General features: G+C 69.3%; 19 protein-coding genes and 3 pseudogenes. 13 read left to right on the forward strand and 9 right to left on the reverse strand.

What is annotated here, in order from left to right; translation table 11 throughout:
- The first annotated feature begins 1 nt into the window (after window position 1).
- Window positions 2–2155, forward strand: coding sequence for a beta-galactosidase (locus OG407_RS48420; protein ID WP_405867744.1), 2154 nt, complete (start codon window positions 2–4; stop codon window positions 2153–2155).
- Between the two features lie 19 nt (window positions 2156–2174).
- Window positions 2175–3980 (forward strand): RICIN domain-containing protein, encoded by a 1806-nt coding sequence (locus OG407_RS48425; protein WP_405867746.1) that lies wholly within the window; start codon window positions 2175–2177, stop codon window positions 3978–3980.
- A 368-nt stretch (window positions 3981–4348) separates the two neighbouring features.
- Here the strand turns inward: OG407_RS48425 and OG407_RS48430 are convergent, their stop codons facing one another.
- Both OG407_RS48430 and OG407_RS48435 read right to left on the reverse strand, forming a co-directional pair.
- Window positions 4349–5374: a LacI family DNA-binding transcriptional regulator gene (locus OG407_RS48430; RefSeq protein ID WP_405868968.1), complete on the reverse strand. Its 1026-nt coding sequence runs from the start codon at window positions 5372–5374 to the stop codon at window positions 4349–4351.
- Between the two features lie 361 nt (window positions 5375–5735).
- A complete protein-coding gene (locus OG407_RS48435) occupies window positions 5736–9395 on the reverse strand; it encodes a LamG-like jellyroll fold domain-containing protein (protein WP_405867748.1) in 3660 nt (1219 codons plus the stop codon).
- 369 nt (window positions 9396–9764) lie between these two features.
- On the opposite strand from OG407_RS48435, the gene OG407_RS48440 reads away from it, so the two are divergent.
- From OG407_RS48440 to OG407_RS48465, 6 genes are all read left to right on the forward strand, one after another.
- Window positions 9765–10793 carry a LacI family DNA-binding transcriptional regulator gene (locus tag OG407_RS48440; RefSeq protein ID WP_405867750.1) on the forward strand — a complete coding sequence of 343 codons (1029 nt, stop codon included), beginning with the start codon at window positions 9765–9767 and terminating at the stop codon, window positions 10791–10793.
- 159 nt (window positions 10794–10952) lie between these two features.
- Entirely contained in the window at window positions 10953–12200 is a 1248-nt protein-coding gene (locus OG407_RS48445; RefSeq protein WP_405867752.1) for an extracellular solute-binding protein, read from the forward strand.
- A 20-nt stretch (window positions 12201–12220) separates the two neighbouring features.
- Window positions 12221–13192, forward strand: coding sequence for a carbohydrate ABC transporter permease (locus OG407_RS48450; RefSeq protein ID WP_405867754.1), 972 nt, complete (start codon window positions 12221–12223; stop codon window positions 13190–13192).
- Window positions 13189–14028, forward strand: a complete 840-nt coding sequence (locus OG407_RS48455; protein ID WP_403604715.1) for a carbohydrate ABC transporter permease — start codon at window positions 13189–13191, stop codon at window positions 14026–14028. Before OG407_RS48450 ends, OG407_RS48455 begins: the two co-directional genes overlap by 4 nt.
- A gap of 85 nt (window positions 14029–14113) precedes the next feature.
- Entirely contained in the window at window positions 14114–15868 is a 1755-nt protein-coding gene (locus tag OG407_RS48460; RefSeq protein WP_405867756.1) for an amylo-alpha-1,6-glucosidase, read from the forward strand.
- 128 nt (window positions 15869–15996) lie between these two features.
- Entirely contained in the window at window positions 15997–17790 is a 1794-nt protein-coding gene (locus OG407_RS48465) for an RICIN domain-containing protein (RefSeq protein WP_405867758.1), read from the forward strand.
- 82 nt (window positions 17791–17872) lie between these two features.
- On the opposite strand, the gene OG407_RS48470 is transcribed toward OG407_RS48465, so the two are convergent.
- Window positions 17873–18178: a zinc-binding dehydrogenase gene (locus OG407_RS48470; protein WP_405867760.1), complete on the reverse strand. Its 306-nt coding sequence runs from the start codon at window positions 18176–18178 to the stop codon at window positions 17873–17875.
- Between the two features lie 341 nt (window positions 18179–18519).
- Window positions 18520–18735 (reverse strand): annotated as a pseudogene (locus OG407_RS48475) (hypothetical protein); the annotation flags it as partial.
- Between OG407_RS48475 and OG407_RS48480 the strand changes: the two are divergent.
- The 3 genes and pseudogenes from OG407_RS48480 to OG407_RS48490 all read left to right on the forward strand — a co-directional run bounded on the left by OG407_RS48480 (window position 18736) and on the right by OG407_RS48490 (window position 19401).
- Window positions 18736–18972, forward strand: a complete 237-nt coding sequence (locus tag OG407_RS48480) for a hypothetical protein (protein WP_405867762.1) — start codon at window positions 18736–18738, stop codon at window positions 18970–18972. It abuts the pseudogene before it with no gap.
- A 19-nt stretch (window positions 18973–18991) separates the two neighbouring features.
- Window positions 18992–19081: pseudogene (locus OG407_RS48485) on the forward strand (IS5/IS1182 family transposase); the annotation flags it as partial.
- Window positions 19082–19218: 137 nt separating this feature from the next.
- Complete coding sequence (locus OG407_RS48490; RefSeq protein WP_405867764.1) at window positions 19219–19401, forward strand: hypothetical protein; 183 nt, start codon at window positions 19219–19221, stop codon at window positions 19399–19401.
- A gap of 320 nt (window positions 19402–19721) precedes the next feature.
- On the opposite strand, the gene OG407_RS48495 is transcribed toward OG407_RS48490, so the two are convergent.
- Window positions 19722–20539 (reverse strand): IS5 family transposase gene (locus OG407_RS48495; protein WP_405867766.1). Its coding sequence is split into 2 segments (ribosomal slippage): window positions 19722–20191 and window positions 20191–20539, totalling 819 coding nucleotides; the frame shifts between segments, so codons are not numbered across the junction.
- Between the two features lie 62 nt (window positions 20540–20601).
- On the opposite strand from OG407_RS48495, the gene OG407_RS48500 reads away from it, so the two are divergent.
- Both OG407_RS48500 and OG407_RS48505 read left to right on the forward strand, forming a co-directional pair.
- Window positions 20602–21446 (forward strand): IS5 family transposase gene (locus OG407_RS48500; RefSeq protein ID WP_405867768.1). Its coding sequence is split into 2 segments (ribosomal slippage): window positions 20602–20971 and window positions 20971–21446, totalling 846 coding nucleotides; the frame shifts between segments, so codons are not numbered across the junction.
- A 94-nt stretch (window positions 21447–21540) separates the two neighbouring features.
- Window positions 21541–21744 (forward strand): annotated as a pseudogene (locus OG407_RS48505) (DUF4158 domain-containing protein); the annotation flags it as partial.
- Window positions 21745–21833: 89 nt separating this feature from the next.
- Here OG407_RS48505 and OG407_RS48510 read toward each other — a convergent pair.
- From OG407_RS48510 to OG407_RS48525, 4 genes are all read right to left on the reverse strand, one after another.
- The gene (locus OG407_RS48510; RefSeq protein WP_405867770.1) at window positions 21834–21983 is read right to left on the reverse strand and encodes a hypothetical protein; all 150 of its coding nucleotides are present in this window, start codon (window positions 21981–21983) and stop codon (window positions 21834–21836) included.
- 380 nt (window positions 21984–22363) lie between these two features.
- Window positions 22364–23101: an NADPH-dependent F420 reductase gene (locus OG407_RS48515; RefSeq protein WP_405867772.1), complete on the reverse strand. Its 738-nt coding sequence runs from the start codon at window positions 23099–23101 to the stop codon at window positions 22364–22366.
- 104 nt (window positions 23102–23205) lie between these two features.
- Entirely contained in the window at window positions 23206–23799 is a 594-nt protein-coding gene (locus OG407_RS48520; RefSeq protein ID WP_405867774.1) for a TetR/AcrR family transcriptional regulator, read from the reverse strand.
- Window positions 23800–24007: 208 nt separating this feature from the next.
- The gene (locus OG407_RS48525; protein ID WP_405867776.1) at window positions 24008–24847 is read right to left on the reverse strand and encodes a helix-turn-helix transcriptional regulator; all 840 of its coding nucleotides are present in this window, start codon (window positions 24845–24847) and stop codon (window positions 24008–24010) included.
- Window positions 24848–25229 lie beyond the last annotated feature (382 nt).

Genomic DNA, 25229 nt, shown 5'->3' on the forward strand with positions numbered 1-25229 from the left:
CATGGCGGCTCTGCCTGCCCGTGTCCTCTTCGGCGCCGCGTACTACCACGAGTACACGCCCGCCTACGGCTCCCAACTGCCGCCCGACGAACGCCTCAAGACCGACCTGGACCTGATGGCCGAGGCGAACTTCAACGTCATCCGGGTCGGCGAGTCGGTCTGGTCCACCTGGGAGCCGGAGAACGGCCGTTTCGATCTCGACTGGCTCCAGCCAGTGCTCGACGGCGCCCATGAGCGGGGTATCTCCGTCATCATCGGCACGCCGACGTACGCCGCGCCGCAGTGGCTGGCCCGCCAGTACCCGGAGATCACCGGTGAGCGGCGCACCGGCGAGCGCATCGGCTGGGGCGCACGCCAGGAGATCGACTTCACCCACCCCGCCTTCCGGTTCCACGCCGAGCGGATCATCCGCAAGACGGTCGCCCGCTACGCCGACCACCCGGCGGTCATCGGTTGGCAGGTGGACAACGAGCCGGGCCTGCACCTCCTCCACAACCACGGTGTCTTCCAGCGCTTCGTGGACCACCTGCGGGAGAAGTACGGGGACGTCGAGACCCTCAACCGCGAGTGGGGCCTGGTCTATTGGTCCCACTGCCTGTCCAGCTGGGCCGACCTGTGGACCCCGGACGGCAACGAACAGCCCCAGTACGACGTCGCCTGGCGGGAGTTCCAGGCCCGCCAGGTCACCGAGTTCATCGGCTGGCAGGCCGACATCGTCCGCGAATACGCCCACCCCGAACACTTCGTCACCACATGCATCTCCTACACCCGCCCGGGAGTGGAGGACGACGAACTGACGGACCGACTCGACATCGCGGCGGGCAACCCGTACTACGACATGCAGGACGGCCTGCTGCTGCCCGACCCGACCCCCGACACCCACGAGCAGCAGTGGAAGACCACCGGCGTCTGGTCGATGTACCAGACCGCCGACCGGATCTACTCCTCCCGCCAGGAACCCTTCCTGGTCACCGAGACCAACGCGAACTCCATCGGCTTTCCCTGGGACAACCGCCCCGGGTACGACGGCCAGTGGCGGCAGACGGCCTGGGCGCACGTCGCGCGCGGCGCCCGCATGATCGAGTACTGGCAGTGGCAGACCCTCCGCTTCGGCGCGGAGACCTACTGGGGCGGCGTCCTCCCGCACAGCGGCCTGCCGGGCCGTACCTATGCCGAACTCGCCCGTCTGGGAGCCGAGTTCGGCAAGGCGGGCCCACTCGTCGCGGGCATCGAACCGGACGCCGACATCACGATGATCTACTCGATGCCGAGCAAGTGGCTGATGCAGAAGTACCCGCCGCTGTCCAAGCCGGACGGCGAACCGGACCCGGCCGCCTACCACCGCATCTTCGACCCCTTCTACCGCGGCGCCTTCGACGCCGGTCGACAGGTGCGGATCGTGCACGCCCGGCAGCTGCACGACCCGAGCGGGCAGCAGGCGGGGATGACACCCGAGGAGGCCGTGCGACGCCACCCGGTCCTCGTCGCCCCGGCCCTGTACGTCGGCGACGACGCCACGGTCGACTGGCTCGCCGCCTACGCCCACGCGGGCGGCCACCTGGTCCTCGGACCGCGCACGGCGTACGCCGACCACGAGGCCCGCGCCCGGCACGAACCGGCCCCCGGGCGGCTTGCCGAGGCCGCGGGAGTCGCCTACGACGAGTTCAGCAACCTGGCGGGGACGGTTCCGGTCCGCGCCGTACCCGGCGGCCCGCTCGAAGTGCCCGCGGACGCGACGGCGACGCACTGGGCCGAGGGTCTCACCGTCGTCGACGCCGACGTGCTGGCCACTTACGAGCACCCGCACTTCGGGCGCTGGCCGGCCGTCACCACCCGCCGCCACGGTGCAGGCCGCGTCACCTGCGTGGGCACCGTGCCCGGCCGCGACCTTGCCCGGACGCTGGCCGCCTGGCTGGCGCCGGCCGCGCGCAGCGGGTGGCAGGGGCTCCCCGCGTCCGTGAGCGTGACGACCGGGACCTCCCCCGACGGACGCCGCGTGCACGTCGTGCACAACTGGAGCTGGGAGCCCGCGCGCGCCCAGGCCCCGGCGGACCTGTCCGACGTCCTGAACGACGCCCCCGTACCGGCCGGCGCCGCCGTGGATCTGGGCCCGTGGGACGTGCGTGTGCTCGTCTCCGCCGACACCGGCAGCTGAACCCCCTCAAGGAGGAAACATGCAGAGAAAGACTGTGGGCAAGGCGCTGGGTACCTTCGCCGCGACGACCGCGCTGCTGGCCGTACCCGCGTCCGGCGCGCTGGCGTACAACCCGACCGGAGGGACCCTGTACCAGCTCGGGAGCGAGCCGTGCCTCAAGGGCCGGGGCAACTGCGCGGTCTACCCGAAGTCGGCGCAGCTGCCGAGCGGACGCCTGGTGGCGTCGTTCGAGAAGTCCACCGTCGTGTCGGCGACGGGCAGCGCCGACGGGCAGACCCTGCCGGTCTACAAGAGCGACGACGACGGAACGTCGTGGCAGCCGCTGTCGGAGGTCAGGGCTCCGGCGTACCTCTCCAAGAACCCCCGCTACGCGAAGTACACGAGCAACTGGACCAACCCGTACCTCTACGTCCTTCCGGAGACGGTCGGCAACCTCAAGAAGGGCACGCTGCTCCTGGCCGGCGTGGTGTCGGGGGACGACTACTACTACAAGCAGCACAAGGCGGCCGACCCCAACTGGACGCCGAGCAACGACGGGGACCGCAAGGACCTGGCGATCGCCCTGTACTCCAGCTCCGACGACGGCAGGACCTGGGGGGTCGTCAACGTCATCGCCACCGGTGGCTGGCAGGGCGGCAGCGCGGGCGCGATCGGCCAGAACATCGCGGACGCCAACACGGACAAGCAGGTGGATCCCCTCTGGGAGCCGTACCTGATGGTCTACAAGGGCAAGCTCGTCTGCTACTACTCCGACGAGAACGACTACACGGGTTTCAACCCGGTCACCGGCGTCCCGACCCTCGCGCCGGCCAACGACACCGGCGCCGACTCGCACGGCCAGATCCTCGTCCACAAGACCTGGAACGGGAACGAAGGGAGCTGGAGCGCTCCCGTCGTCGACATTGCCGGCTCGGACCAGGACATGGGCGGAGGGAAGAAGGAGATCGGCGGCGGCAGGCCGGGCATGACGAACGTCGTCCGGACGACGGACGGGAGGTGGCTGCTCACCTTCGAGTACTGGGCCGGGGGCGCCAACATCCGGTACGTGCTCGCGGACGACCCGCTGAAGTTCTTCAAGGGCTCTTCCACTGGCATGGCTGTCACCTCGCTGCCGGTCGTCGCCGGATCCCGGCCGCTCGCGACCGGCGGCAGTCCGGTGGTCGTCCGGCTTCCCGACGGACGCCTGGTCTACAACGCGGCCGGTAGCGGCGACGTCTGGGTCAACGACAGCGGACGCAGCGACGGCGTGTGGAAGGAGTACCAGACCACCTCGCCCGCCGGCTACAGCCGCGACCTGCAGTACGTCGACGGGACCGGACGCGTCGCGATCCTCAACAACCAGGGCACGTCCACGATCGCCCACGCCGAGGTCGACCTCGGCCACTCGGCGGGCGCCTACTACCGGCTGGTGAACCGCAAGACCGGCCAGGTGATCGGCACCGGCAACAACACCAACGACGCGAACCTCGGCAACGCGGACGTGCCCGACGTGGTCCTGGAGGACTCCGGCGCGGCGGCGACCACGGACACCCAGTACTGGCACGTGACGACCGAGCCGAACGGTGGCGTGAGCCTGCTGAACAAGTCGGGCGGTCGCGCGGCGGCCATCTGGACCGGCAACGCCACGGCCGGACAGAAGATCGGCCAGTGGGTCGACAACAGCAACACCGGCAGCTGGAACCTGGTCAGGACCGGCGGCGGGTTCTACAAGCTGCAGTCCGTCAAGGCCACGAGCCTGTACCTGACCGGCGCGTCGGCCGGAGCGCAACTGACCTTGCAGACCGCCCTCACGGACGGTTCCCAGGACTGGAAGCTGGTCAAGTAGGCCCCCTGCACCCGCAGTCGGGGCCCGGCGATCAGGCCAGGCCCCGACGAGCCCCTGACAGTGCAGAGAGACGGCTCGATGGTGGACGCCGAGCACCCGTACACCCACGCCGTACCCGAGGCACCGGCCCGCTCCGGCGTCCGAGGTCGCCAAGGCCCTGCGACTCCTCGAAGAGGACCCGGAACTCTACGAGTTGACCGCTGTCTTCGGCTGGTTCGGAGGTAGCGGACCCCCGCCGAGTACGTGGAACAGCCCGCGAGCCCGGAGCGGAGCGCGCACGAACACCTGACGGCCCGGCACTGCACCCGCGAACACGGCCCCGACGCCTACTGCGGCACCCCGGGGACGGCTGCCTCCGGTTGAGCTGATCAGCGCTGTGCGGAGGTACGTCCGTTCGACGATGGGGGAGGTGCCGTCGAGGCGCGGACGATGAGGTCGACCGGTGGGTCACTCGCCGCCAAGGGGGCGGCCTGCGGGTTCTCGATGGCGTGCACGAGATGTTTGAGTCCTTCCTGGGCCACGGCGTCGAAGGGCTGACGCACCGTGGTCAGGGGAGGGGTCACAAAGGCGGCGACCGGGATGTCGTCGAAGCCGACGACGCTCACGTCCTGAGGCACCCGACGGCCGGCCTCCGTCAGCGCGCGGATCAGCCCGATGGCCATGTCGTCGTTGGCTGCGAACACCGCCGTCACGTCGGGGTCGGCGGCCAGTTCACGGCCCGCCGCGTAGCCGGAGGCGGCCGACCAGTCACCCTCGACGACCGGCGGCTCGTCCCGGCCGCGGGCCGCGAGTGCCGCCCGCCATCCGTCGAGACGGTCCCGGGCGGCATACCACCGTTGTGGACCGGCGAGGTGATGGACCGTGAGATGCCCCAGGCCGAGCAGATGCTCGGTGACCGTCCGCGCCATCAGCTCGGCGCCGACCCCCGCGGCCAGCACCCTGGGCGCGACGAACGGTGGCGGCGCGCCGCAGACGAGGACCGGCACGTCGACGCGGAAGGAGCCCTCCGCTCCGTCCCCGCCCTCGTCGATCGGCTCGGAGATGACGATGCCGTCCACACCCTGGTCCAGCAACGAGTCCACGGCGCCGGCGATACCCGTCGGGTCGCCTTCCACGGTGTTGACCACACGAAGCGCGTATCCCGCGTCCCGGACCGCCCGCTCGACGCCCATGAGCAGCGACGCGGGCCCGTACAAGGCGGTACCGAGCGTCACCACACCGATGGAACGTGTCCGGCCCGAGGCGAGCGCGCGAGCCGCGTTGTTGCGCCGGTAGCCGAGTTCCCCGGCGGCTTCGAGCACGCGTCGGCGTACGTCCGCGGAGACGTACGCCTCGTTGTTGAAGACCCTCGACACCGTCTTCTGGGAGACCCCCGCCAACTGGGCCACGTCCACGCTGCGTGGCGGGGTGGAACTCCCGCCCCGCCCTGTCTCCCGCGTCACGGTGCCTCCCGATGGTCGTACGCCCGAGCCCAATGGTCTCAGACGTCCCTGGCTGACTGCGCTGTCGTGCCTACGCAGTCAGCCGGGGCAAGGATCCCTTGCGTGTCACACGTTCTTGGTTTCCTGGATCTCGGCTTCCTCCGTGAGCCTGGTGTGGGGTCCGGGCACGAGGCAGTGCATCCTGCGACCTCGTCGCCGAGGTCGACCATTATGCGCTCGGCTGTGCGGGAGGCCGAGGACGTCCTCAGGTTGGTGTGCGCGCTGTACGCCCACCGGCACCCCGCCCGCAGGACCCGCGGCGGTGGTGTTTACCTCATCGCGCCTCCCGTGCGTAGGGCGCGATGGTGATCCGGTCGATCAGCGGTGCGTAGCGGGAGCGCAGTGGTACGTCGGGGAAGGTGTCCGAGGCGTAGGTGGTGCCGTCGAAGTTCGGCAGTTCCTCGGAGCGGAAAGTGATCGTGTTCCGTCCCTTCTTCAGGTGGACGGGGACGGTCAGCTCCCAGAAGTTGTTCTGGTGGAAGCTGTGGGGGAAGCCGACGCGCCGTGTCTCTCCTCCGTTGACGCCGATGTCGGCGTGGCGGGCGAGTGGGTCGGGGTTGTAGTGGGTCGCCTCGGCCTGCTCGGGGTTGGAGTATCGGATGCGCAGTGCGTACAGCTCGGTCCGGTCGGCGGTGACGGTGAATGTCGCGGTGTTGCCGTTGCCGGGCTCGCCTCCGATGCCGGTGATCGCTGTGCCGTCGGTGGCCAGGGAGAGCGGGGTGAGCGTGGCCGAGCCCGCGAGCCTCGCGTCCTGTGCCTCGTATGTGCGGGCCGGGAGCGCGCCCTCGGTCGGTGTGACTGTGAGGCGGTCGACGAGGGTGGCGGACGAACCTCCGGTCACCGTCACCTTGTTGACGCCGCCCGAGAGGGAGACCGCGATGCCGCGCTTGCTGTTGGCCAGGCGCAGGACGTCGTGCCCGTTGACGGAGAGGCGGGCGTTCGCGGCGCCGAGGGTGTTGACGCTGAGGGTGGCCTCGCGGTCGGTGGGGGAGTAGACCCAGAACGTGGCGGTCTGGTCCTTCTTGAGCTGGACAGCGCCCGAACCGGTGGCCGGGGTGCCGGCCTGTTTCGGCAGGTTGTAGACGGGACGCGCACCATCGGAAAGCCAGGCCAGCTCGCCCTCGTACACCTGCGCGTCGGCCGAGGCGTCCGGTAGGGACAAGGTGAGCCGGTCGACGATGGCGTCGCCCTTGGTGGCGCCCTTGCCGTCGAGGCTCTTCGCCGCGAGTGTCAGGGTGTGCTTGCCCTTGGTGAGCTTCACCTCGGTATCGGTGTGATCCCACACCACCCACTTGTAGCCCAGCGGCAGGTACAACTCCTGCTCACTGTCCGCCTTGCCGTCCACGCGCAGGAAGACGTTGGTCGGGCCCTGCTCCTTCACCTTGTCGAAGGTGTTGAGGGAGTTGGCGAAGACGCTCAGATCGTAGGTACCGTCCTGCGGCACATCGACGGTGGTGTCGAGGGTGACGTCCGATCCGGTGCGCAGGCCGCCCACGTCGTAGCCGCCGGAGGTGTAGAACTTCGACACGTCGCGGGGCGAGCCCTCCGGGCCGTTCCTGGAGTAGCCGGACCCGGTGTGGGCGGCGTCCTCAGCCTCGTACGAACCCTGCCAGCGCACGGGTGGCGACTGCGTCCTCTTCGCCTTTCCGGCAGGGCTGAGGACGATCTCGTAGGCCGAGGACTCCTTCAGCTTCGGCAGTGCGCCGTCGCCGAAGTCGACGACGACCGTGCCGTCGTCGGCGACCCTCAGGTTCTGCTCGGTGAGCAACTTCGGGCCGGGCGAGTCGCCCAGCTGCCCGGTCCACTCGATCTCCCGCACCCACGCGTGCACGCGGTCCCCGAAAAGCCTCTTCGGGATGTTGTCGAAGGTGATGTGGCCCTTGCCGGTGGAGCCGCCGAAGATCAGCCGGGCCTGTTTCTTCGTCCGGTCGAGCGTACCGACGCCCTGCATGGTGTAGTTCTCGCCGGGGAACGGCGGGGTCACCCTCACGGTGTGTCCGCTCATCGAGGCATACGAGTTCAGCAGCCACCACTGGCCGTTGCCGCGGTTGGACTGCACCGCGGAGTCGGAGAGGTTGCCGTCGATGTTCCAGTAGGCGATGTCGGCGTCCACCTTGGACTCCTCGATCGCGGACACCCACTGGATCATCTGGCCGGGAACGGAGGTGTGGTAGTTGAAGGCGTACTCGTTGATGTTGACCGGGAGCTGTGTGCCCTCACGAGAGGTGCCCTTGAACAGCTCCTTCTCCCACGCGCGGTAGGTGGCGACGCTCTCGCGCACTGCCTCCGGGTGGCTCAGTTCGTGCCAGGTGATGACGTCCGGGAGGGTGTCGGCGGCCAGTGCGTGCGTGAGGAAGCCCTTCACCTGGTCGTACAGGACGCTGGTGTTGGGGCCGGCGATGCGGGCGTCGGGCATCTTGCCCTTGATGAGCTTGTACGCGTCGTCCCAGGCGGCGAAGTAGGCGTCCGGGTCGGTGAGCCAGCTGACCTTGTCGTAGCTCCACTCGCCGGTGCCGAACATGTTGCCCTCGGGCTCGTTGAACGGCACGAAGACGATGTTGTCCTGGTACTTCCGCGGCAGCCGCAGGACCTGGTCGACCTGCTTGGCGATCTTCTCCTGGTAGAGCTTCAGCTTCTCCGCGGGGGTGTCGCCCGGCCACTGGTAGGGGAAGCCGCGGTGGATGTCCGTCATGTAGATGTACACGTCACCGTCGGTGGAGTCGGCCAGCGGTCCGACCACGTCCAGCGCGTCGGCACCGGGGTGTTGCGGGCCGTCCTGAGCCTTCGTGGAGACCGTGCGCAGGCCCATGCCCTCGATGAGGTTGTTGGTGGGGACGTCCGGTCCGTACACGCCGTAGAGAGTGCCGGAGGCGCCCCCGTGGAATGCGCCGGTGTCGGAGCCGAGGTCGACGGTGAGCTGTCCCTCCCGAACCACGGTGACGGTCGCCTTCACCACGTGACCGGACGCGGTTCCGGGCACGGTGAACGTGCCGGGCCGACTGTATTTGTCGGACGGTACGGCGTCCCAGGTGATGGGTGTGTCACGGTCGTATCCGTCGGAGAAGGTGGCGCGGACGGTGTCCGGGAGCGAGGGGGCGATTCCCGTCGTCGTACGGATATCGAAGGACGTCTGCGAGATCTCCTGGAGGGTGGGAAGCCCATCGACCGTGCCGGCCACCTGGTCGGCGCTGAGCGCCGTGTGCCACACGGTGAAGTCGTCGATCGCGCCCTTGAGCAGCGGGTCGGGGTAGAAGGACTTGCCTATGTAACCGGCCGACGTCGCCGAACCGTCCAGCAGTTCCTTGGCCTTCACGTCGGTCTCGGCGGAGGAGACCGGTACGCCGTCGAGGTAGGTGGTGACCCGGCCGGCCGAGGTGTCGAGTGTGACGGTGACGGTCCGCCACTGGTCCGCGGGAAGCATCGCGTAGCCGTGGACCTGTGCCTCGGCTCCGCCTCCGCCGGTGGTCACCGAAGTCTGCAGCAGCCCGCCGTTGTTGGACGGGGTGGTGAAGAGGTACTTCGTGGTGTCGGTCCCCAGATCGAAGATCCGCTGCCAGGGCGACGTGTCACTGCTCCACTTCACGCGGGCCGAGACGGTCAAGTCGGTCGCGTCGCCGAGCACTTCGCGGGGAAGGCGGACGTACGCCCCGTTCGAGGTGGGTGTCCCGCCGGGCAGGCCGAGCGCCTTTCCTCCGCCGGTGCCCACGACGGACTGGGCGGTGTCGCCGTTCACGAGGCTCGCCGTGAGGCCGTTGCCGGAGCTGTCGGTGATCGTCCCCGAGGCGAGGTCGTCCTGGTCGAAGGTGTAGCGGGCGGCGGGCCGGGGCGCCTCGGCCGCCTGCGCGGGGACTGCCGGTGCGGCCAGCAGGCCCGCGCCGAGCGCCAGGGCTGCGGCTGCGGCTCGGCGGCGGTGGGATCTGTGAGCGGATGGCATGGATTACGTCCTCATCCTTGAGGGGGGCACGGTGCCGGTTGACGCACGCCTCTCTTCCAGCCCCGGCCGGGCCGACGGCCGCCAGGGCGAGTACCGCGGGACAGGAGGGCGGCCGTACCGTGCGGAGGGCGGGGTGCAGGGAGTCGAACCGGTTCGGCGAAGCTAGCACCGAGGAAACCGGCCAGCAATCCCCCCGACATCCGGAACCTGCGCCGTGTACGGCGGGTTGCAGGGTCTTTGCGGAAACCGCGGTCCGAAGTGTTGACAGGTGCCGGGCTTGTTCCTACCTTCACTTCACGCGAACCGGTTCGACAGTTGGCTCCGGGTCGCGGTGTCTTCGAACCGGTTCGACCCAGCCAAGGAGTGCCTGTGAACATCGGTGAGATCGCCCGCCGGGCCGGTGTCTCGCGGAGCACCGTGTCCGTCGCGCTGAGCGGCAAGCGCCCGGTGTCGGAGGAGACCCGGCGGAAGATCCAGGACGTCATCGACGAGCTGGGCTACCGGCCCAACGCCAGTGCGCGCGCCCTGGCCAACGGCCGGACCAGCACGATCGGCCTGGTCTTCCCGCCGGCCGGCAACCACTACACCGGTATGCAGCTCGACTTCATCGGCAGCGTGGTGGAGGCGGCCGCCGCCCAGGACTACGACGTGCTGCTGTCTCCCAGTGGCGTCGACAGCGACCGTTCGTTCCAGCGGATGCTGGGGGAGCGGCGGGTCGACGGCGCGATCCTGATGGAGATCAGACTGGAGGACGACCGGGTCGATCACCTGGCCGCCCTCGGCTTCCCCTCCGTCGCCATCGGCCGGACCGCGCATCCCGAGGGCACCTGGTGGGTCGGCCTGGACCACACCGCGCTGGTGGCGGCATGCGTGCACCACCTCGCGGATCTCGGCCACCGCAGGGTCGCCTTCGTCAACCGTCCCGAGCAGTTGCTGCGGGCCGGATACGAGTCCGCCCACCGCGGGCTCGACGGCTTCACCAAGGCCGCGGCCGAACGCGGGCTCACCGTGCGGACGTACTGCTGCGGGGACGACGCCGCCTCCGGCCAGGCCTGTCTGGAGCAGATCCTGCACGACGACCCGGCCACCACGGCCCTGGTCACCCTCAACGAGGCCGCGCTCGGCGGCCTGTACCGCGGGCTGGCCCAGGCCGGCCGTCATGTACCGCGCGACTTCTCCGTCACCGGCGTCGTGGCCGGCCGGTGGGCGGAGACGGTGACGCCGCAGCTCACCGCGGCGGACGTACCGGCGGAGGAGATGGGCCGACACGCCGTCGACCTCCTCGTCGAGCGGCTCGATCACCCCGACGCACCGCCCCGACACCACCTGCTGGCCCCGCCCATCTCACTGCGCGCGAGCACAGGGCCCGGCACGCCGTCGTCCACCGAGGCCCGCTGACCCAGCCCCCTGACCCAGCCCAGCCCCGCACCACCTCCTCACCACGGATCACGGGCACCGCCGTCCCCTCATCGCCGCCGTGGCTGTCCGGCATGCCCGCTTCCCCCCGCCCGTCACCCTCCCTCGGCACACCCGTGCCCGAAAACGAAGGAACGCGCCATGCACAGCTCCCTCGGACGGCTCCGCCTCACCGTCGCGACCGTGACCGTCCTCGCCGTCGCGGGCACCGCCACCGCCTGTTCCTCCGGTTCCGGCAGCACCGGCACCAAGGCGGCGGACAGCGGCACTTACACCATCTGGGACCCGTACCCGCAGTTCGACAAGAGCTCCGCGTGGGCCAAGCTGCTCGACGCCTGCGGCACCAAGGCCGGGGTGAAGATCAAGCGGACCGCGTTCGACACCAGCGACCTGGCGAACAAGGCGCTGCTCGCCGCCCAGCAGGACAACTCCGCCGACGTCCTCATCGTCGACAACCCGGTGGTGTCGACCCTGGCCGAGGCCGGCGTCCTCACCACGACCGCCGACAACAAGCTGGACACCTCGAAGGTGAACCCCAACCTTCTCGCCGCCGGACAGGCGGGCGGCAAGACGTACGGCACACCGATCGGGGCCAACACCCTCGCCCTCTACTACAACAAGAAGGTGCTGAAGCAGGCCGGGGTGGACATAGCCACGGTCAAGGACTGGGCGTCGCTGACCGCCGCGCTGGCGAAGGTCAAGAAGGCCGGCAAGAAGGGCATCACGTTCTCCGCGATCGGCACGGAGGAGGGCACCTTCCAGTTCCTGCCCTGGTACTGGGGAGCGGGCGCCCAACTGACCGCCCTCGACTCGGACAAGGCCGTCTCCGCGCTGACGCTGTGGAAGGACTGGCTGAAGGACGGCTACGCCCCCAACTCGGTCCTCAACAACACCCAGACCACCAGCTGGCAGGAGTTCGCCACCGGCGACTACGCGTTCAGCGAGAACGGCACCTGGCAGCTCGCCAACGCCAAGAAGGCCGGCTTCGACTACGGCGTCATCCCCGTCCCCGCCGCCGACGGAGGCAACGCATCCGCCCCGACCGGCGGCGAGTTCGTCACCATCCCGGTCCAGGGCAAGACCGACCGCTACGCCACCTCCCAGAAGATCGTCACCTGCCTGACCAGCACCGACAACCTCCTCACCACCGACACCACACTGTCCTACGTGGCCCCCACCACCGAGGTCCAGGGCAAACAGGTCGCGGTGAACGCCGAGTTGAAGCCCTGGGTCGACGCGGTCAAGGCGGCCAAGGGACGCACCAGCGACGACCTGGGCACCAAGTACCCCAAGATCTCAGAGCAGTTGTGGAAGGCGGTCCAGTCCGCGCTCAGCGGCTCGAAGTCGCCGAAGGACGCGCTGTCCGCTGCTCAGTCGGCAGTCAAGTAACCAGAGACCAGGGCCGGTTGATGAGCCACATGACCCAACTGCCACACCGGCGGCCCGTGCGCCACCACAGCGGTGCGGCCCCCACCGCACCGCCCCGGGCACGGCGTCGCCCCACCTCCCAGCAGTGGGCCGCCTGGGGCTTCCTCACCCCGGTGACCCTCTACCTCGTCCTCTTCTACGCCTATCCCCTCTACCGCAACATCGACCTGAGCCTGCGCAACTACACGGTCCGGTCCTTCGTCCAGGGCGACGCACCCTTCACGGGTCTGGCCAACTACCGCACCGTCCTTGACGATCCGACCTTCGCCCCGGCCCTGCTGCACACCGTGGTCTTCACCTTCGTGTGCCTGTTCTTCCAGTACGCCATCGGCCTGGCCCTCGCGGTCTTCTTCAACCAGCGCTTCCGGCTCTCCGCGACCCTGCGGGCGCTCTTCCTCGTCCCCTGGCTGCTGCCGCTGATCGTCTCCGCGTCCACCTGGTCGTGGATGCTCAACAGCGACTCCGGTGTCGTCAACGCGGCCCTGCACGCCGTCGGCATCGGACCGGTCAACTGGCTGACCACACCGGGCTGGTCGCTCGCCTCGGTGATCATCGCGAACATCTGGATCGGCGTCCCGTTCAACCTGGTCGTCCTCCACAGCGGCCTCCAGTCGATCCCCGCGAGCCTCTACGAGGCCGCCGCCCTCGACGGCGCGAACGCCTGGCAGCGGTTCTGGCGGATCACCTTCCCGCTGCTGCGCCCGGTGTCCGCGATCACCCTCCTCCTCGGCCTCGTCTACACGCTCAAGGTCTTCGACATCATCTGGATCATGACCAAGGGCGGCCCGGCCGACTCCTCCACCACCTTCGCCACCTGGTCCTACCAGCTCGGGTTCGGCAACCTGCTGCCCGCCTTCGGCCCGGGAGCGGCCGTCGGCAACCTGCTCGTGGTCGCCGCCCTGGTGTTCGGACTGGTCTACGTCAGGGTCCAGCGGAAGCAGGCACTGTCATGAACGGCACCGTCACGAACCCACGCACCAACCGCACGTGGTGGCAGACGGCCATCGGTGTCCTGCTCACCGCGGTGATGCTCTTCCCCGTCTACTGGATGCTCAACGTGTCCTTCACCCGCGACCAGGACATGCGCAAGAGCCCGCCGGACCTGATCCCCGTCCACGGCACCCTGGAGGGCTACCGCGCCGTCCTGGACCAGCAGTTGCCCTACCTCGGCACCAGCCTCGTCATCGGTCTTGGCACGGTCGTACTGACGGTGGCCCTGGCCGCGCCGGCCGGCTACGCCCTGGCCAAACTCCGCCCACGCGGCGGCGGCGTCCTCAGCTTCCTCTTCCTGGTCGCCCAGATGATCCCCGGCATCATCATGGCGATGGGCTTCTACGCCATCTACCTCAGCCTCGGCCTGCTCCAGTCGGTGCCCGGCCTGATCGTCGCGGACTCCACACTGGCCGTGCCGTTCGCCGTGCTGATCTTCACCGCGTTCATGTCCGGCATCCCCGGCGAACTGCTCCAGGCCGCGAAGACGGACGGCGCCGGGCCCGTGCGTACCTTCCGGTCGATCGTGCTGCCGATGAGCCGCAACGCCGTCGTCACGGTGTCGCTGTTCGCGTTCCTGTGGTCCTGGTCCGACTTCGTCTTCGCCAGCACCCTCGCCAACGGCGGCGCCCACGAGCCGATCACCCTCGGCATCTACCACTACATCGGCAACAACAACCAACAGTGGAACGCCATCATGGCGACCGCCGTCGTGGCCTCGCTGCCCGCCACGGTGATCCTGGTCCTCGCCCAGCGCTACGTCGCCGCCGGCGTGACCGCAGGCGCCGTCAAGGACTGACGTCCCCCTGCTTCCCGCTCGCCCGTCGGCCGATCACTCCTGCCCACGTGCCGATCACCCCTGCTCCAGAAACGAGTCACGCTGCATGACCGCCGCCCCGTCCGGCCCGGCCTTCTCCGTCCACGACATCCCGTTCAGCACGAGCGGGTCATGGTTCGGCATCTCACCCGTGGTGGCGGAGAAGACGTACGCCGAAGACCTGCACCTCGTCTCGCACCAGAACGGCATGCACGCCGTGCTGCGCCTCGTCCCGCTCGACCCGGCCACCGGCGACCGCGCCGTCACCAGCCCGCACGCGACACCGAGCCTGCTCACCTGGACCGGCACCGAGGGCCGCATCGACCTCACCTACGAATCGCCGGACACCGTACGGCTGCGCGGTGCCGGGTTCGGCCTGCGCATCGGCGCGGCGGCGGCCGTACTGACCCCGTTCAGCGGCACCTACTTCTACCCCGAACCCGGCACGGGGGCTTATGTGTTCACCTCGTACGAGACGGGTCGGCGCTACCGCGTCAGCGTGCTGTCGGGAACCGTGACCGAGGCGTCCGGCACGCAGAGCCTGGGCAGCGCGGCGCGAGGTGTCACGATCGGCGCCGGGGGCGACGCGGCCTGGGAGGTCGCGGTCGAGGAGTACGAGACCGCGCGCCGCCCTTACGCCTCGTCGGCGCCCTTCAACCAGGTCGTGGACACCGCGCGCAACGCGTTCGATGCTTTCGCCGATTCGGTCGCACCTTGGCGTACGTCCGAGACGCCCGCCGCGGAACTCGCCGCTTACGTGCTGTGGTCCGCGACCGTCCGGCCGCTGGGCTTCGTCACCCGGCCCGCCGTGCTGATGTCGAAGCACTGGATGGACAAGGTGTGGAGCTGGGACCACTGCTTCAACTCCCTTGCCCTGGCTGCCAGAAGCCCCGCACTCGCCCTGGACCAGTTCTCGCTGCCCTTCGACCACCAGGACGAGACCGGCGCGCTGCCCGACTCGGTGACCCACTCGGAGGTCCTCCACAACTTCGTCAAGCCGCCCATCCACGGCTGGGCCCTGCGCCACCTGCGCCGACGGCTCCACAAGCCGCTCAGCCAGGCCGAGTTGACCGAGGTGTACGACCGGCTGGTCCGCTGGACGGACTTCTGGCTCACCATGCGGCGGGCACCCGGGTCCGCCCTCCCGTACTACCAGCACGGCAACGACAGCGGCTGGGACAACGCCACCACCTTCGACCCCGAACGCGTGATCGTCAGCGCCGACCTCGCCGCGTTTCTCGTCCTGCAACTGCGTGAACTCGCCGAGCTGGCGGGGGAGTTGGGGCTGCCGGACGACATGCGCAAGTGGACGCGGACGGCCGACGCGACCCAGGCGGCGCTGTTCGACGAGCTGTGGACCGGCGACCGGTTCGTCGCCCGCTCGGCACACAGCGGGGCCACGTGGAGCAGCTCCAGCCTGCTCGACCTGATGCCCGTCGTACTCGGCGAGCACCTGCCCGTCTACATCGGCGACGCGCTGGCCGACCGCATCGAGGCCCACCTCACCGCGCACGGCCTCGCCACCGAACTGCCCACCTCACCGCACTACTTGGACGACGGCTACTGGCGCGGCCCCATCTGGGCCCCGTCCACCGTCCTGATCGAGGACGGCCTGCGCCGCGCAGGCCACGAGCGCCTCGCGGACGAGATCAGCGCCCGTTTCCGTGCCCTGTGCGAGACCTCGGGCTTCGCCGAGAACTTCGACGCACTCACCGGCGCGGGCCTGCGCGACCGCGCCTACACCTGGACCGCCAGCAGCTACCTCCTCCTCGCCGAGGCCCACGAGCTGAGGCGTGCCGAGGCCACGGAGGCCGTCGGCTGACAGACCCCTGGGCGAGCCGCGCCCAGGAAAGTACCCCTTCGGGAGACCCGCACATGCGCATACCTCGCTTCCTTTCCCCAGCCGGACGCACCGGCAGACCACCCGTCCGGAGAGGCCGCAGGACCGCCGTGATCGCGGCGCTCCTCGCCTCCTTCGCCGCCGTCACCCTCCCCGCGACCACGGCCCACGCCGCCGACACCTCCGTCACCGTCGACTTCTCCACCGCCGGAGGCGCCCCCACGTACCACGCCTCGGGGATGATCTACGGGATGACGCCGGACGGCTCGCTGCCGCAGGACCACTTCTTCACCGACATCAAGTGGCACTTCATGCGAGCCGGCGGCGCCCAGCTCAACAGCGGCGGCTACGCCACCAGCCTCGCCGACTACCAGACCCGCTGGGCCTCAACTCTCGCCCAGTACAAGCGCGCCGCAGCCCTCGGCGGCACCTTCGTCCTCCTCCCGCACGACCTGTGGGGCGCCGACGGCACCACCAGTCAGGGCTGGCCCGGCGACAACGGTGACTGGACCCAGTTCGACGCCTTCGTCACCCAGCTCGTCAGTGACGTCAAGGCCAACAACATGACGGTCCAGTGGGACCTGTGGAACGAGCCCGACGGCAGCGGCTTCTGGGGCGCCTCACAGACGCAGTACCTGGCCATGTGGTCGCGCTTCTACGCCAAGGTGCGCGCCGCGTTCCCCGCCCAGCTCATCGTCGGCCCGAGCATCGCGGGCCAGCCCAACTCCTCCAACAGCTGGTGGACGACGTATCTGACGTACATCAAGGCGAACAACGTCGCGCCCGACATCTACAGCTGGCACGATGAACCCGGCGACCCGGTCACGGACGTGGGCCGCGCCAACTCCACGCTCGCGGCAGCCGGGTTGACCAACACCCGTGCCTACCAGATCAACGAGTACGCCACCCTGTCCATGCAGTCCCCGGGCGGCGGCGCCTGGTTCATCGGCCGCCTGGAACGGGCCGGCGCCGACGGCCTGCGCGGCAACTGGGCCTCCGGCACCGCGCTGCACGACAACGAGGCCAACCTGCTCACCAAGAACAGCGCGGGCCAGTACCTGCCGCTCGGCGAGTGGTTCATGTACCGCTACTACGGCTCCCAGACCGGCAACATCGTCAAGCTCACGCCGGGCACCGGCACCGACGGCCTGGCCACCAAGGACAACTCGGCAGGAAACGCGAAGGTGTTGCTCGGCAGCAGCGGCAACACCGGCACCGTCACCGTCAATCTGACGGGGCTCAACACCACGTCGGTCGTGGAGAACAGCCAGGTCCGCGCCGTCGTCCAGCGCGTCCCGTACAACAGCGGGGCCGCCGTGACCGGCCCGGAGACCATCTCCGACACCACTCTCACGGTCAGCGGCAACGCCGCCTCGGTGAGCCTGCCGTGGACGAACGCCAAGGACGGCTACACCGTCACGCTGCTGCCCCCGTCCAACACCACTGTCTCCACGGTCGCCGTGAGCCAGAACAGCGGCCAGTGCCTGGACGACACGAACCTCTCCACCGCCAACGGCACGCAGTACCAGCAGTACTACTGCGAGGGCGGCTACCAGCAGATGCTCGACCTCAAGCCGGTCACCGGCAAGACCAACACCTACACGGTGGTCGACGAGTTGAGCGGCAAGTGCCTGGACGTCTCCGGCGCCTCCACCACCGACGGCGCCGCAGTCATCCAGTACACCTGCAACGGCGCCACGAACCAGCAGTTCACCCTCAACCCCGTCACCGCACTCGGCAACAGCCACGACTACCAACTGGTCGCCGTCCACAGCGGCAAGTGCGTCGACGTCACCGGCGTCTCGACCACCGCCGGCGCGCTGATCCACCAGTGGACCTGCGACGCGGCGAGCGTACTGAGCACCAAGAAGAACCAGATCTGGCGCCTGATCGGCAAGAGCTGAAGTCCGCTCCAGGACCCCTCGTGAGGCAGGCCGAGGGGTCCTGGGGCGCCCAGGGCAGGAGTGCGATCTTGCCGCCGACGTGTCACGTACGGCTCAGGTCGAGTGCGACAGCTGCCACCGCGAGGGGGTTGATGTGCGAGATCTGGACCTGCAGTCGTCCCGGTTCGACCAGGGCGAGGACGTCGTGCAGGGCCTGGACCCCGCTCCCGCTTGCGCCGCCCGTGCGGACTTGGATACCCAGGTTGCCCGCGTCGAAAGCCACAAGGGTGACGACCCGTCCTGGGCCTTCCGCGAGGTCGATGGACGCCGGGATCTCTCCCCTGCCTGAGGCGTCGAGAACGGCGTTGACTCCCTCGGGGCGATCGCTCGTACCCGGTCGGCGAGGCACTCTCCGTACGTCACGGGGATACACCGAGTGAGCGCAGGCGTTCGTGGTTGTCCTGGTTCGCGGTGCCGATCACGCGCGCGTCCCGGGCCACGGCGAGTTGGGCGGCGAGCGCGCCCACGCCACCGGAAGCGGCATGGATCAGCAGGGTCTCGCCCTGGATGACCTTGAGGCGTTCGAGGACCGCCCAGGCGGTTCACCCGGAACCCGCGACCGTGCCGGCCATCTCCCAGGGAAGGCCGGCCGGCTTGGTGACCAGCGCGTCGGCGATCGCGGCCTCCGCGTACCGAGGACTTGCCACTGCCGGAGGCACCGGACACCGCCGCGCACCGGTGTTCGCCCACCAGCTTCCGGAGCGCCGCGACCATCCGGCCCCGACCGAAGAACAGTGCGCGGTCGTCCGGTTCGAAGCGGGCCAGGTCTCGGTGCGGCGAGGTCGTCTCATCCGCCACCGTGCGTGCCGCGTTCCAGGCGCCCTCCGCCGCCGCCCGAGCCTCGCGGCACCGCAGCTCCCACTCCGCCGGATCGCCGCCGCAGGCTCGTGCACACCCCTGAATCACGTGAGTGACGGCAGCCGCTCGTCGGCCGTGGCCTGGGACAACGTTGTTGCCGAGAACCTCGTCGCCTCCGCCATGGCCCGGTATGTCGGGCTGTCGGCGGCTCGGCGCGACTTCCACAACTCCACGGTCTGCGGGGTGTTGCGAGCGCGTGGCTACGTTGGGCTCGACGCCGACGAGGGCGGATTCAGTCGCTGGATCGACCGGGCTGAGGGTGAGGTCGTGGCGGATCCTCCGTGAGCGCGTTGAGACCCCTCGTCGCTGGGAACGCAGAGCCGACATCCACGAAGCGTTCCTCAGACTCGCCTGCTGTCTCATCGCCCACCGACAACTCAGGTCCCTGTGCTGATCCCGGGAAGCAACGGCTGGTGGCCGTCGCCTTGACGTCCTAGGCGCGTGCCATGATCCGGCTTCATGAGTGGACCTTCACTGTCGCCTGCCTGGGTGGCCGCGTGGATCAGCAGGGTCTCAGGCTCTCTGCAGACCATGACAGCAGAGTTCGAGCGCCGGCACGGGTTTCCCCCGGGCACCAAGCAGGTTCGGTCGGCCGACCCCGACGACCAGGCGGTGGCCCGCGCTCTGGCCGAAGTGGGTCTCGCCTCCGCCGACCTGGTCACCCTCTACGACAGCATCGACGACATCGCCTGGGCGGACGTCGGCAACGGCTAGTTCGTCGACCCGGTACCTGACGTCCTTCTGCGGCTCAGAGAGTATGGCGCTGTCGGTGATGGCACCTGTGAGGAGGCTCGTGGCCTGGTCATCGGCTCGAACGGTGGCGGACTGCGTTAGCTCACTGGCCCCAGCGGGGTGGTCCACCGGACGCGCACAGCATCACTGGACGAACCCGAACTCGACAGGGTGGCAGATGATCTACGGCACTTTCTGGAGCTGCTGGAGCAATCTCTGACACGGTTCGTGGCCAACGGGGAGCCGGGATATCTGTTGGCGCGGTTCCCGGTTCGTCCTTGTGCAAGCCCTTAGACCGTGTCCTATGTGGTGAGGCGGACGAACCGTTTGTAGCAGCAGAGGGCGGCGGCGAGACCGAGGAAGGCCAGGTAGTTGCGGGGATGGCGCTCGTAGCGGGGGCTGAGTCTGCGGTAGCCGGACAGCCACGACATCGTGCGCTCGATCACCCGTCTGCGGCGCCCCAACCGTTCGCTGGACTCGATGCCTTTGCGCGCGATCCGGACTCCGATGCGCTTGCCGCGCAGCCATTTCCGCAGACTGGCGTGGTCGTAGGCTTTGTCTGCGTGGAGGCGTTGGGGCTTGAAGTACCGGCCGCGGTGGGGGTCGTGTCTCGTTTGGTGACCGGCGATCATGGGCTTCAGCCCTTCGCTGTCGTGGACGTTGCCGGCCGAGACACCGACGAGGAGGGGCAGTCCGTTCGCGTCCGACAGGACGTGCATCTTGGAGCCCGGCTTGCCCCGGTCCACGGGGCTGGGACCTGTGTGTTCGCCCCTTTTTTAGCCCTGACGTGGGCGGTGTCGAGGACGACGCGGGTGACATCGATTAGCCCGGCGTCGTCGAGGCGGTGCAGCACGGCTTCGTGCAGGCGGCCCCAGACGCCGGCTCTCGACCAGATCAGGAACCGGCGGTGGGCGGTCGACTTCGATATCCCGAAGCACGGCGGCAGTGCGCGCCAGGCGCAGCCGCTGACCAGCACGTAGACGATGGCCGCGAACAGCGTCTCATCAGGTGTGTCCTGCGTTCCGCCGCCCTGCGGCCGCCCTCTCGACGGCGGGATCAGCGGCTTCGCGATCTCCCACAGCCCGTCCGGAACAATCCAACTCCACGTACCCCGCCCCATGACCAGTCCAACGAATGATCACCACATAGGACACGGTCTTAGAGGATGTCTCACGTGGTGTGATGTGCGTGCGGCATGATGCCGGTCGTGGGTGTGTCGATCTGTCGCAGCGGCTGGTTCCTGATGAACTGTGGGAGCTGGTCGTCCCGTTGCTGCCGTCGTTCGCTGCTCGTCCGCAGGGTGGTGGGACTGCTCCGTGTGATGAGCGGGCCGTGTTCACCGCGGTGGTGTACGTGCTGAGCAGCGGTTGTGCCTGGCGGCATCTGCCGCCGACGTTCGGTACGTCTCCCGCTACGGCGCATCGCCGGTTCGCGGTGTGGACCGAGGCGGGCCTGTGGCGTCGGCTGCACCGGGCGGTACTGGACGAACTCGGCGCCAGGGGCGAGGTGGACTGGACCTCGGCGATCGTCGACGCGGCCTCCGTCCGGGCGAAAAGGGGGGCACTCTGACCGGGCCGAATCCGGTCGATCGCGGCAAGAAGGGCAGCAAACTGCACGTCCTGTCCGACGCTCAGGGCATCCCGCTGGCTGTTGCGGTGTCCGGGGCGAACCTGCACGACAGCCAGGCGTTCAAGCCGCTGATCCTGGCGATACCCGCCATCCGCTCCAGACGCGGACCGCGACGACGGCGACCGGTCAAAATCCGGGCGGACAAGGCGTATTACTCTGCCGACCACCTGGCCTGGCTCCGCGGCCGCGGCCTGATCCCGCGGATCGCGCGGCCAGGAATCGAGTCCGGCGAACGGCTCGGCCGCCACCGCTGGAAGATCGAGCGGTCGATCTCCTGGCTGTTCGGCTACCGCCGGCTTACGGTCCGATACGAACGCAAGGGCAGCCACTTCCTCGCCTTCCTCGGCCTCGCGGCAGCCCTGACCTGCTACAAGAAGCTCGCAAAACTCACCACGTGAGACATCCTCTAAGCATTGGTCTTGGATCTCGGTTCGATCACTGCTGGGACTGGTGAGGTGTCTGTTGCCTAGCGTCACGAATTGTGGCAGTTGACTGTCTTTCAGGAGAGCAGAAGGCCGGTACGCATGCTTCGCCGGTGAGCCGTCCATTCAGGAGCTGGATGAGCTTTTCCGGTTGGACGTGGTGGCCTTGGAACAGGCCCGGGCCAAGCGCCGGTCTCATAGTCGGCTGGGCTGGGCGGTGCAGTGGGGCACCGTACGGATGCCGGGCACCTTCTTGTCAGCGCTGGCCGACATGCCGCCGGGGGTGGCGGGTTCGGCGCGTAGCAGCTGGAGATGGAGGCGAGATACGAGGGCGCGGGTCATCGCGTCAGCCCCCGTCCCTCCTCACATGGAAATTGCGCGGTTCAGGCGGACAAGCCGTTCCGCGTCCGGTTGCGTGCCGGCCCCGAAGCGTTCCTGGATCACGGCGAGCCCGAGGTCGCGCCGTTTCGGTGATCGCGCCGCGTCGGCCACTGCCAGTGCGTCCTCCAGCACGCCGCGGATGTCCGAGGGGGACAGGGCGGTGGGCAGGAACCGCCGGGGGAGCGTCGGGAGCGTGCTCTGTCGGTGGAGGGTGACGCGGTGCCGAGCAAGGCGGTTCCTCTCCGCGGCGCGCAGCCACCGCCACGGAGGCCGCGGCACAGCGCGGTACGGCAGGCCGTGCGGCGAGGCAGCTGACGTATGGGCCGGGCGCGGGACGCACCATTAGAGGGCGGGTAGCGGCAGGCATGCGGATGCTCGCAGGCAACGGCATGCCGAGACTGCGGGTCGCAGCGTGGGGGACCGTGCGCTCTTCGTGTTCGTCTTGTGTGTTCGTGGGCTGCCGGCGCCGCCGCTCTCGTGCCGTTGGGTGAGCGAGCGTCGCGTCGGGTGACTCAGCGGTGGGCGGCGCGGTTCATCTCGACGACGTCGTCGACGGTGGGGTTGGCAGGGAGGGCGGCGAAGCGTTCGGGGAGGCTGTCGCGGATGGCCGCGTCCTTGACGCGGTCGGCCGCGGCCAGGGCCGCCGGCAGCTCGTCGAGGGTCAGCTCGGTGCAGTAGGCGGGGCCGTTGGGCTGCTGGCGCCAGGAGTCGGCCAGCGTGCCGGCGTCGTAGGGGTCGAAGCCGGTGTCGTCCACCAGGCTCATGGCCACCTTCCGCGCCTCCTCGGAGTCGCCGGCGACGGGGATGGCGAGGCGGCCGGGTGTTCCGGCCGGAACACCCTTGGTCCGCTGGGTCTCTGCCAGCGCGGCGTTCCACGCCTTGACCACGGGGCGGCCGAGCAGCTCGGCGGTGTACACGCTCTCCACCTGGCCGTTGTCCACCGCCTCGATCGGCTCGGTGAGCATGCCGGGGTAGTAGTTCGCGGTGTCGATGACCACCGTCTCGGCAGGCACCGACGCGAACAGGTCCGCCAGCTGGCCCGCCACCCCGAACGGGATCGACAGGACAATGACGTCCCGGCCCTGGACGGCGTCGGCGAGGCCCGCCGCGCGGGCCCCGGACTCCAGCACCTCCGACCGGACGGCCTCGGGGCCGCGGGCGTCGGCCACCTGGACGTCGTGACCGGCCGTGCTGAGCTTGGCAGCGAGGTTCCCGCCGATGGCACCGGCGCCTATGACAGTAATTTTCATTATTTGTCCCTTGGGAGGTTGTGCCGCCCCTGAGGGCAGCGCGATGTGATGGCTGTGTGGTGGTACCGCCTGGCGTTGCGAGGCGGGGCAGGATGTCGGGCGGTTTACGCCTGGGTGTCCTGCTGGCGGTAGCCGCTCGCGATGAGCGTGCGGAGCCGGTCGAGCGGCTCCTCCTCGGTACCGGTGCCCTTGATCCAGGCAACGGAGCAGGCCGCGAGGAACAGGTCGTGCCCCCGCACCGACGCGCGCACGCGCCCCGCGAGCTGGGCGGCTCGCACGTACTGATCGGTGGCGGAGATGAGGATGCCGCAGGGGATCGTGAGCGGGTTGTCCGGCTTCTGTGCCCGGGCCGCGGCCATGAGCGGGTCGGGCAGCCCGCTGAAGGCGCTGAAGTACTCCTCCATCGCCCGCAGCCACTGGTCCAGCGCCTCGGCCGGGTCACCGAGTTGCTCGATGTCCGCCTGGCGGGCCACCAGCTCCTCGGAGCGGGTCTGCAGCACGGCCGCCAGCAGCGCCTCCCGGGTGGGGAAGTGCCGGTACAAAGTGGCGGGCCCGACGCCCGCCTCCTTGGCCACCGCCTCAAGGGAGGTGCCGACCCCGTGCCGCAGGAAGTGACGCTGTGCGGTCTCCAGAAGGGCGGCGCGGTTGCGCTGGACGTCCGCGCGGGGCTTGCGTCCCCGCAGTTCACCGGCGCTCATGCGCCCTCCTGCCTGCCCTGATCGTGCGGCCGCATCAAAACGGATGCTGCCTCCGTATGTATTCGAGAGTAAAACGGAGACAGCATCCGGTCAAATCGGCGGCCTGAGCGCGGAGCCCGGACAGAGCGGGGGCCGACATCATTGGCCGTAGGGTGCCCTTGTCCGGCCCCTCCCGCGCCGCGCCAGGTGCCCGGTCCCCGGTAGGACGTCAGGGGGTGAGCTGTTGTTGTCCGATGACGGAGAGCAGTTCGAGCTTGCTGTGGCTCTCCGTGCCGGGGCGAGTGGTCAGGACCACCAGGGTCTGGGCGCGGTTCTCGGTGAACAGGAGCTGCGCGTCGACGTCGATGCGGCCGAGTTCCGGATGGAGGACGGTCTTGCAGTCGTCGTAGCGTCGGGCGACCTCCTGAAGTTCCCACATGCGGACGAACTCGGGGCTGTGTTCCTGGAGTTCGGCGAGGATCCGGGCGGCCCGGGGGGTGTCGCTGCCGGCTGTCAGCGCGGCCCGCAGGCGCGCCGCCTGGGCGCGACCGTGGCGCTCGCGGCTCTCCTCGGGAACCATCAGACGTTCGGCCGGGTCCATGAACCAGCGGTAGTAGGCGCTGCGGGCCAGGCCGGTGTGGCGGGTCTGGTCGCCGAGCAGCGCGACGGCCAAGCAGTTCATCGCGAGGGTGTCGACCAGATCGGTCTGCACCATGGCCGGCGAGTCGTCCAGACGGTCCAGGACCCGCATCAGCGTCGGGCTGACATGTTCGGAGCGGTGGAAGCGGGCCGGGGCGTTGTGGCCGATGAGGACGAAGAGATGGTCGCGTTCGTCCAGGGTCAGCCGCAGTGCCCGGGCGAGAGCCGCGGTGATCTGGACGGAGGGCTGCGGAGCCCGCTGCTGTTCCAGCCGGGCGTAGTAGTCGGTGGACATGCCGGCGAGCTGCGCGACCTCCTCGCGGCGCAGCCCCTGCGTACGCCTGCGCGCCCCCTCGACCAGCCCGACGTCACGCGGGCGCAGTGCCTCACGTCGGTGGCGCAGGAATTCCGCCAGTTCCTTTTTGTCCATGTCCCCATCCTCGCCGCTTCCCGCCCGGCTATCCAGAGACCGCCGATCCATGGCTGAGCCCTCCTCTCCCACCCGCGCGAAGCCGCTCATGCGGCCGACGCCGAGAGCGCTTGCATCAAGACGTCCCAATAGTCACCTGACCTGCCTGACCCGCTGGGAATTGCGCCGACCGTCGGCGGCGCGCCGCAGGCCGTCGGTATGCAAGACGGCCCGCCGCGACGGTCCTGCGTCGAGGACGCCCGACACCTTGGACGCGCCCCGGGCCTCGTCGCCCGGCTGGCCGGCACGACGATGTTCGTTGTGTGACGGGCGCTCGCGTGCCCGTCGGCGCTCAGGACGGAGCCGGTCGCCTCCAGTGCGACGACCGGGGCGAAGCCGAAAA

It is taken from the genome of Streptomyces sp. NBC_01515 (assembly GCF_045040345.1).
In the GTDB taxonomy this organism is placed as follows: domain Bacteria; phylum Actinomycetota; class Actinomycetes; order Streptomycetales; family Streptomycetaceae; genus Streptomyces.

Excerpts from the sequence above, each read along its gene's own strand:
- OG407_RS48420 (WP_405867744.1), top strand. The coding sequence starts at position 2 with ATGGCGGCTCTGCCTGCCCGTGTCCTCTTCGGCGCCGCGTACTACCAC.
- OG407_RS48425 (WP_405867746.1), top strand. The coding sequence starts at position 2,175 with ATGCAGAGAAAGACTGTGGGCAAGGCGCTGGGTACCTTCGCCGCGACG.
- OG407_RS48435 (WP_405867748.1), bottom strand. The coding sequence starts at position 9,395 with ATGCCATCCGCTCACAGATCCCACCGCCGCCGAGCCGCAGCCGCAGCC.
- OG407_RS48445 (WP_405867752.1), top strand. The coding sequence starts at position 10,953 with ATGCACAGCTCCCTCGGACGGCTCCGCCTCACCGTCGCGACCGTGACC.
- OG407_RS48450 (WP_405867754.1), top strand. The coding sequence starts at position 12,221 with ATGAGCCACATGACCCAACTGCCACACCGGCGGCCCGTGCGCCACCAC.
- OG407_RS48455 (WP_403604715.1), top strand. The coding sequence starts at position 13,189 with ATGAACGGCACCGTCACGAACCCACGCACCAACCGCACGTGGTGGCAG.
- OG407_RS48460 (WP_405867756.1), top strand. The coding sequence starts at position 14,114 with ATGACCGCCGCCCCGTCCGGCCCGGCCTTCTCCGTCCACGACATCCCG.
- OG407_RS48490 (WP_405867764.1), top strand. The coding sequence starts at position 19,219 with ATGACAGCAGAGTTCGAGCGCCGGCACGGGTTTCCCCCGGGCACCAAG.
- OG407_RS48515 (WP_405867772.1), bottom strand. The coding sequence starts at position 23,101 with ATGAAAATTACTGTCATAGGCGCCGGTGCCATCGGCGGGAACCTCGCT.
- OG407_RS48520 (WP_405867774.1), bottom strand. The coding sequence starts at position 23,799 with ATGAGCGCCGGTGAACTGCGGGGACGCAAGCCCCGCGCGGACGTCCAG.
- OG407_RS48525 (WP_405867776.1), bottom strand. The coding sequence starts at position 24,847 with ATGGACAAAAAGGAACTGGCGGAATTCCTGCGCCACCGACGTGAGGCA.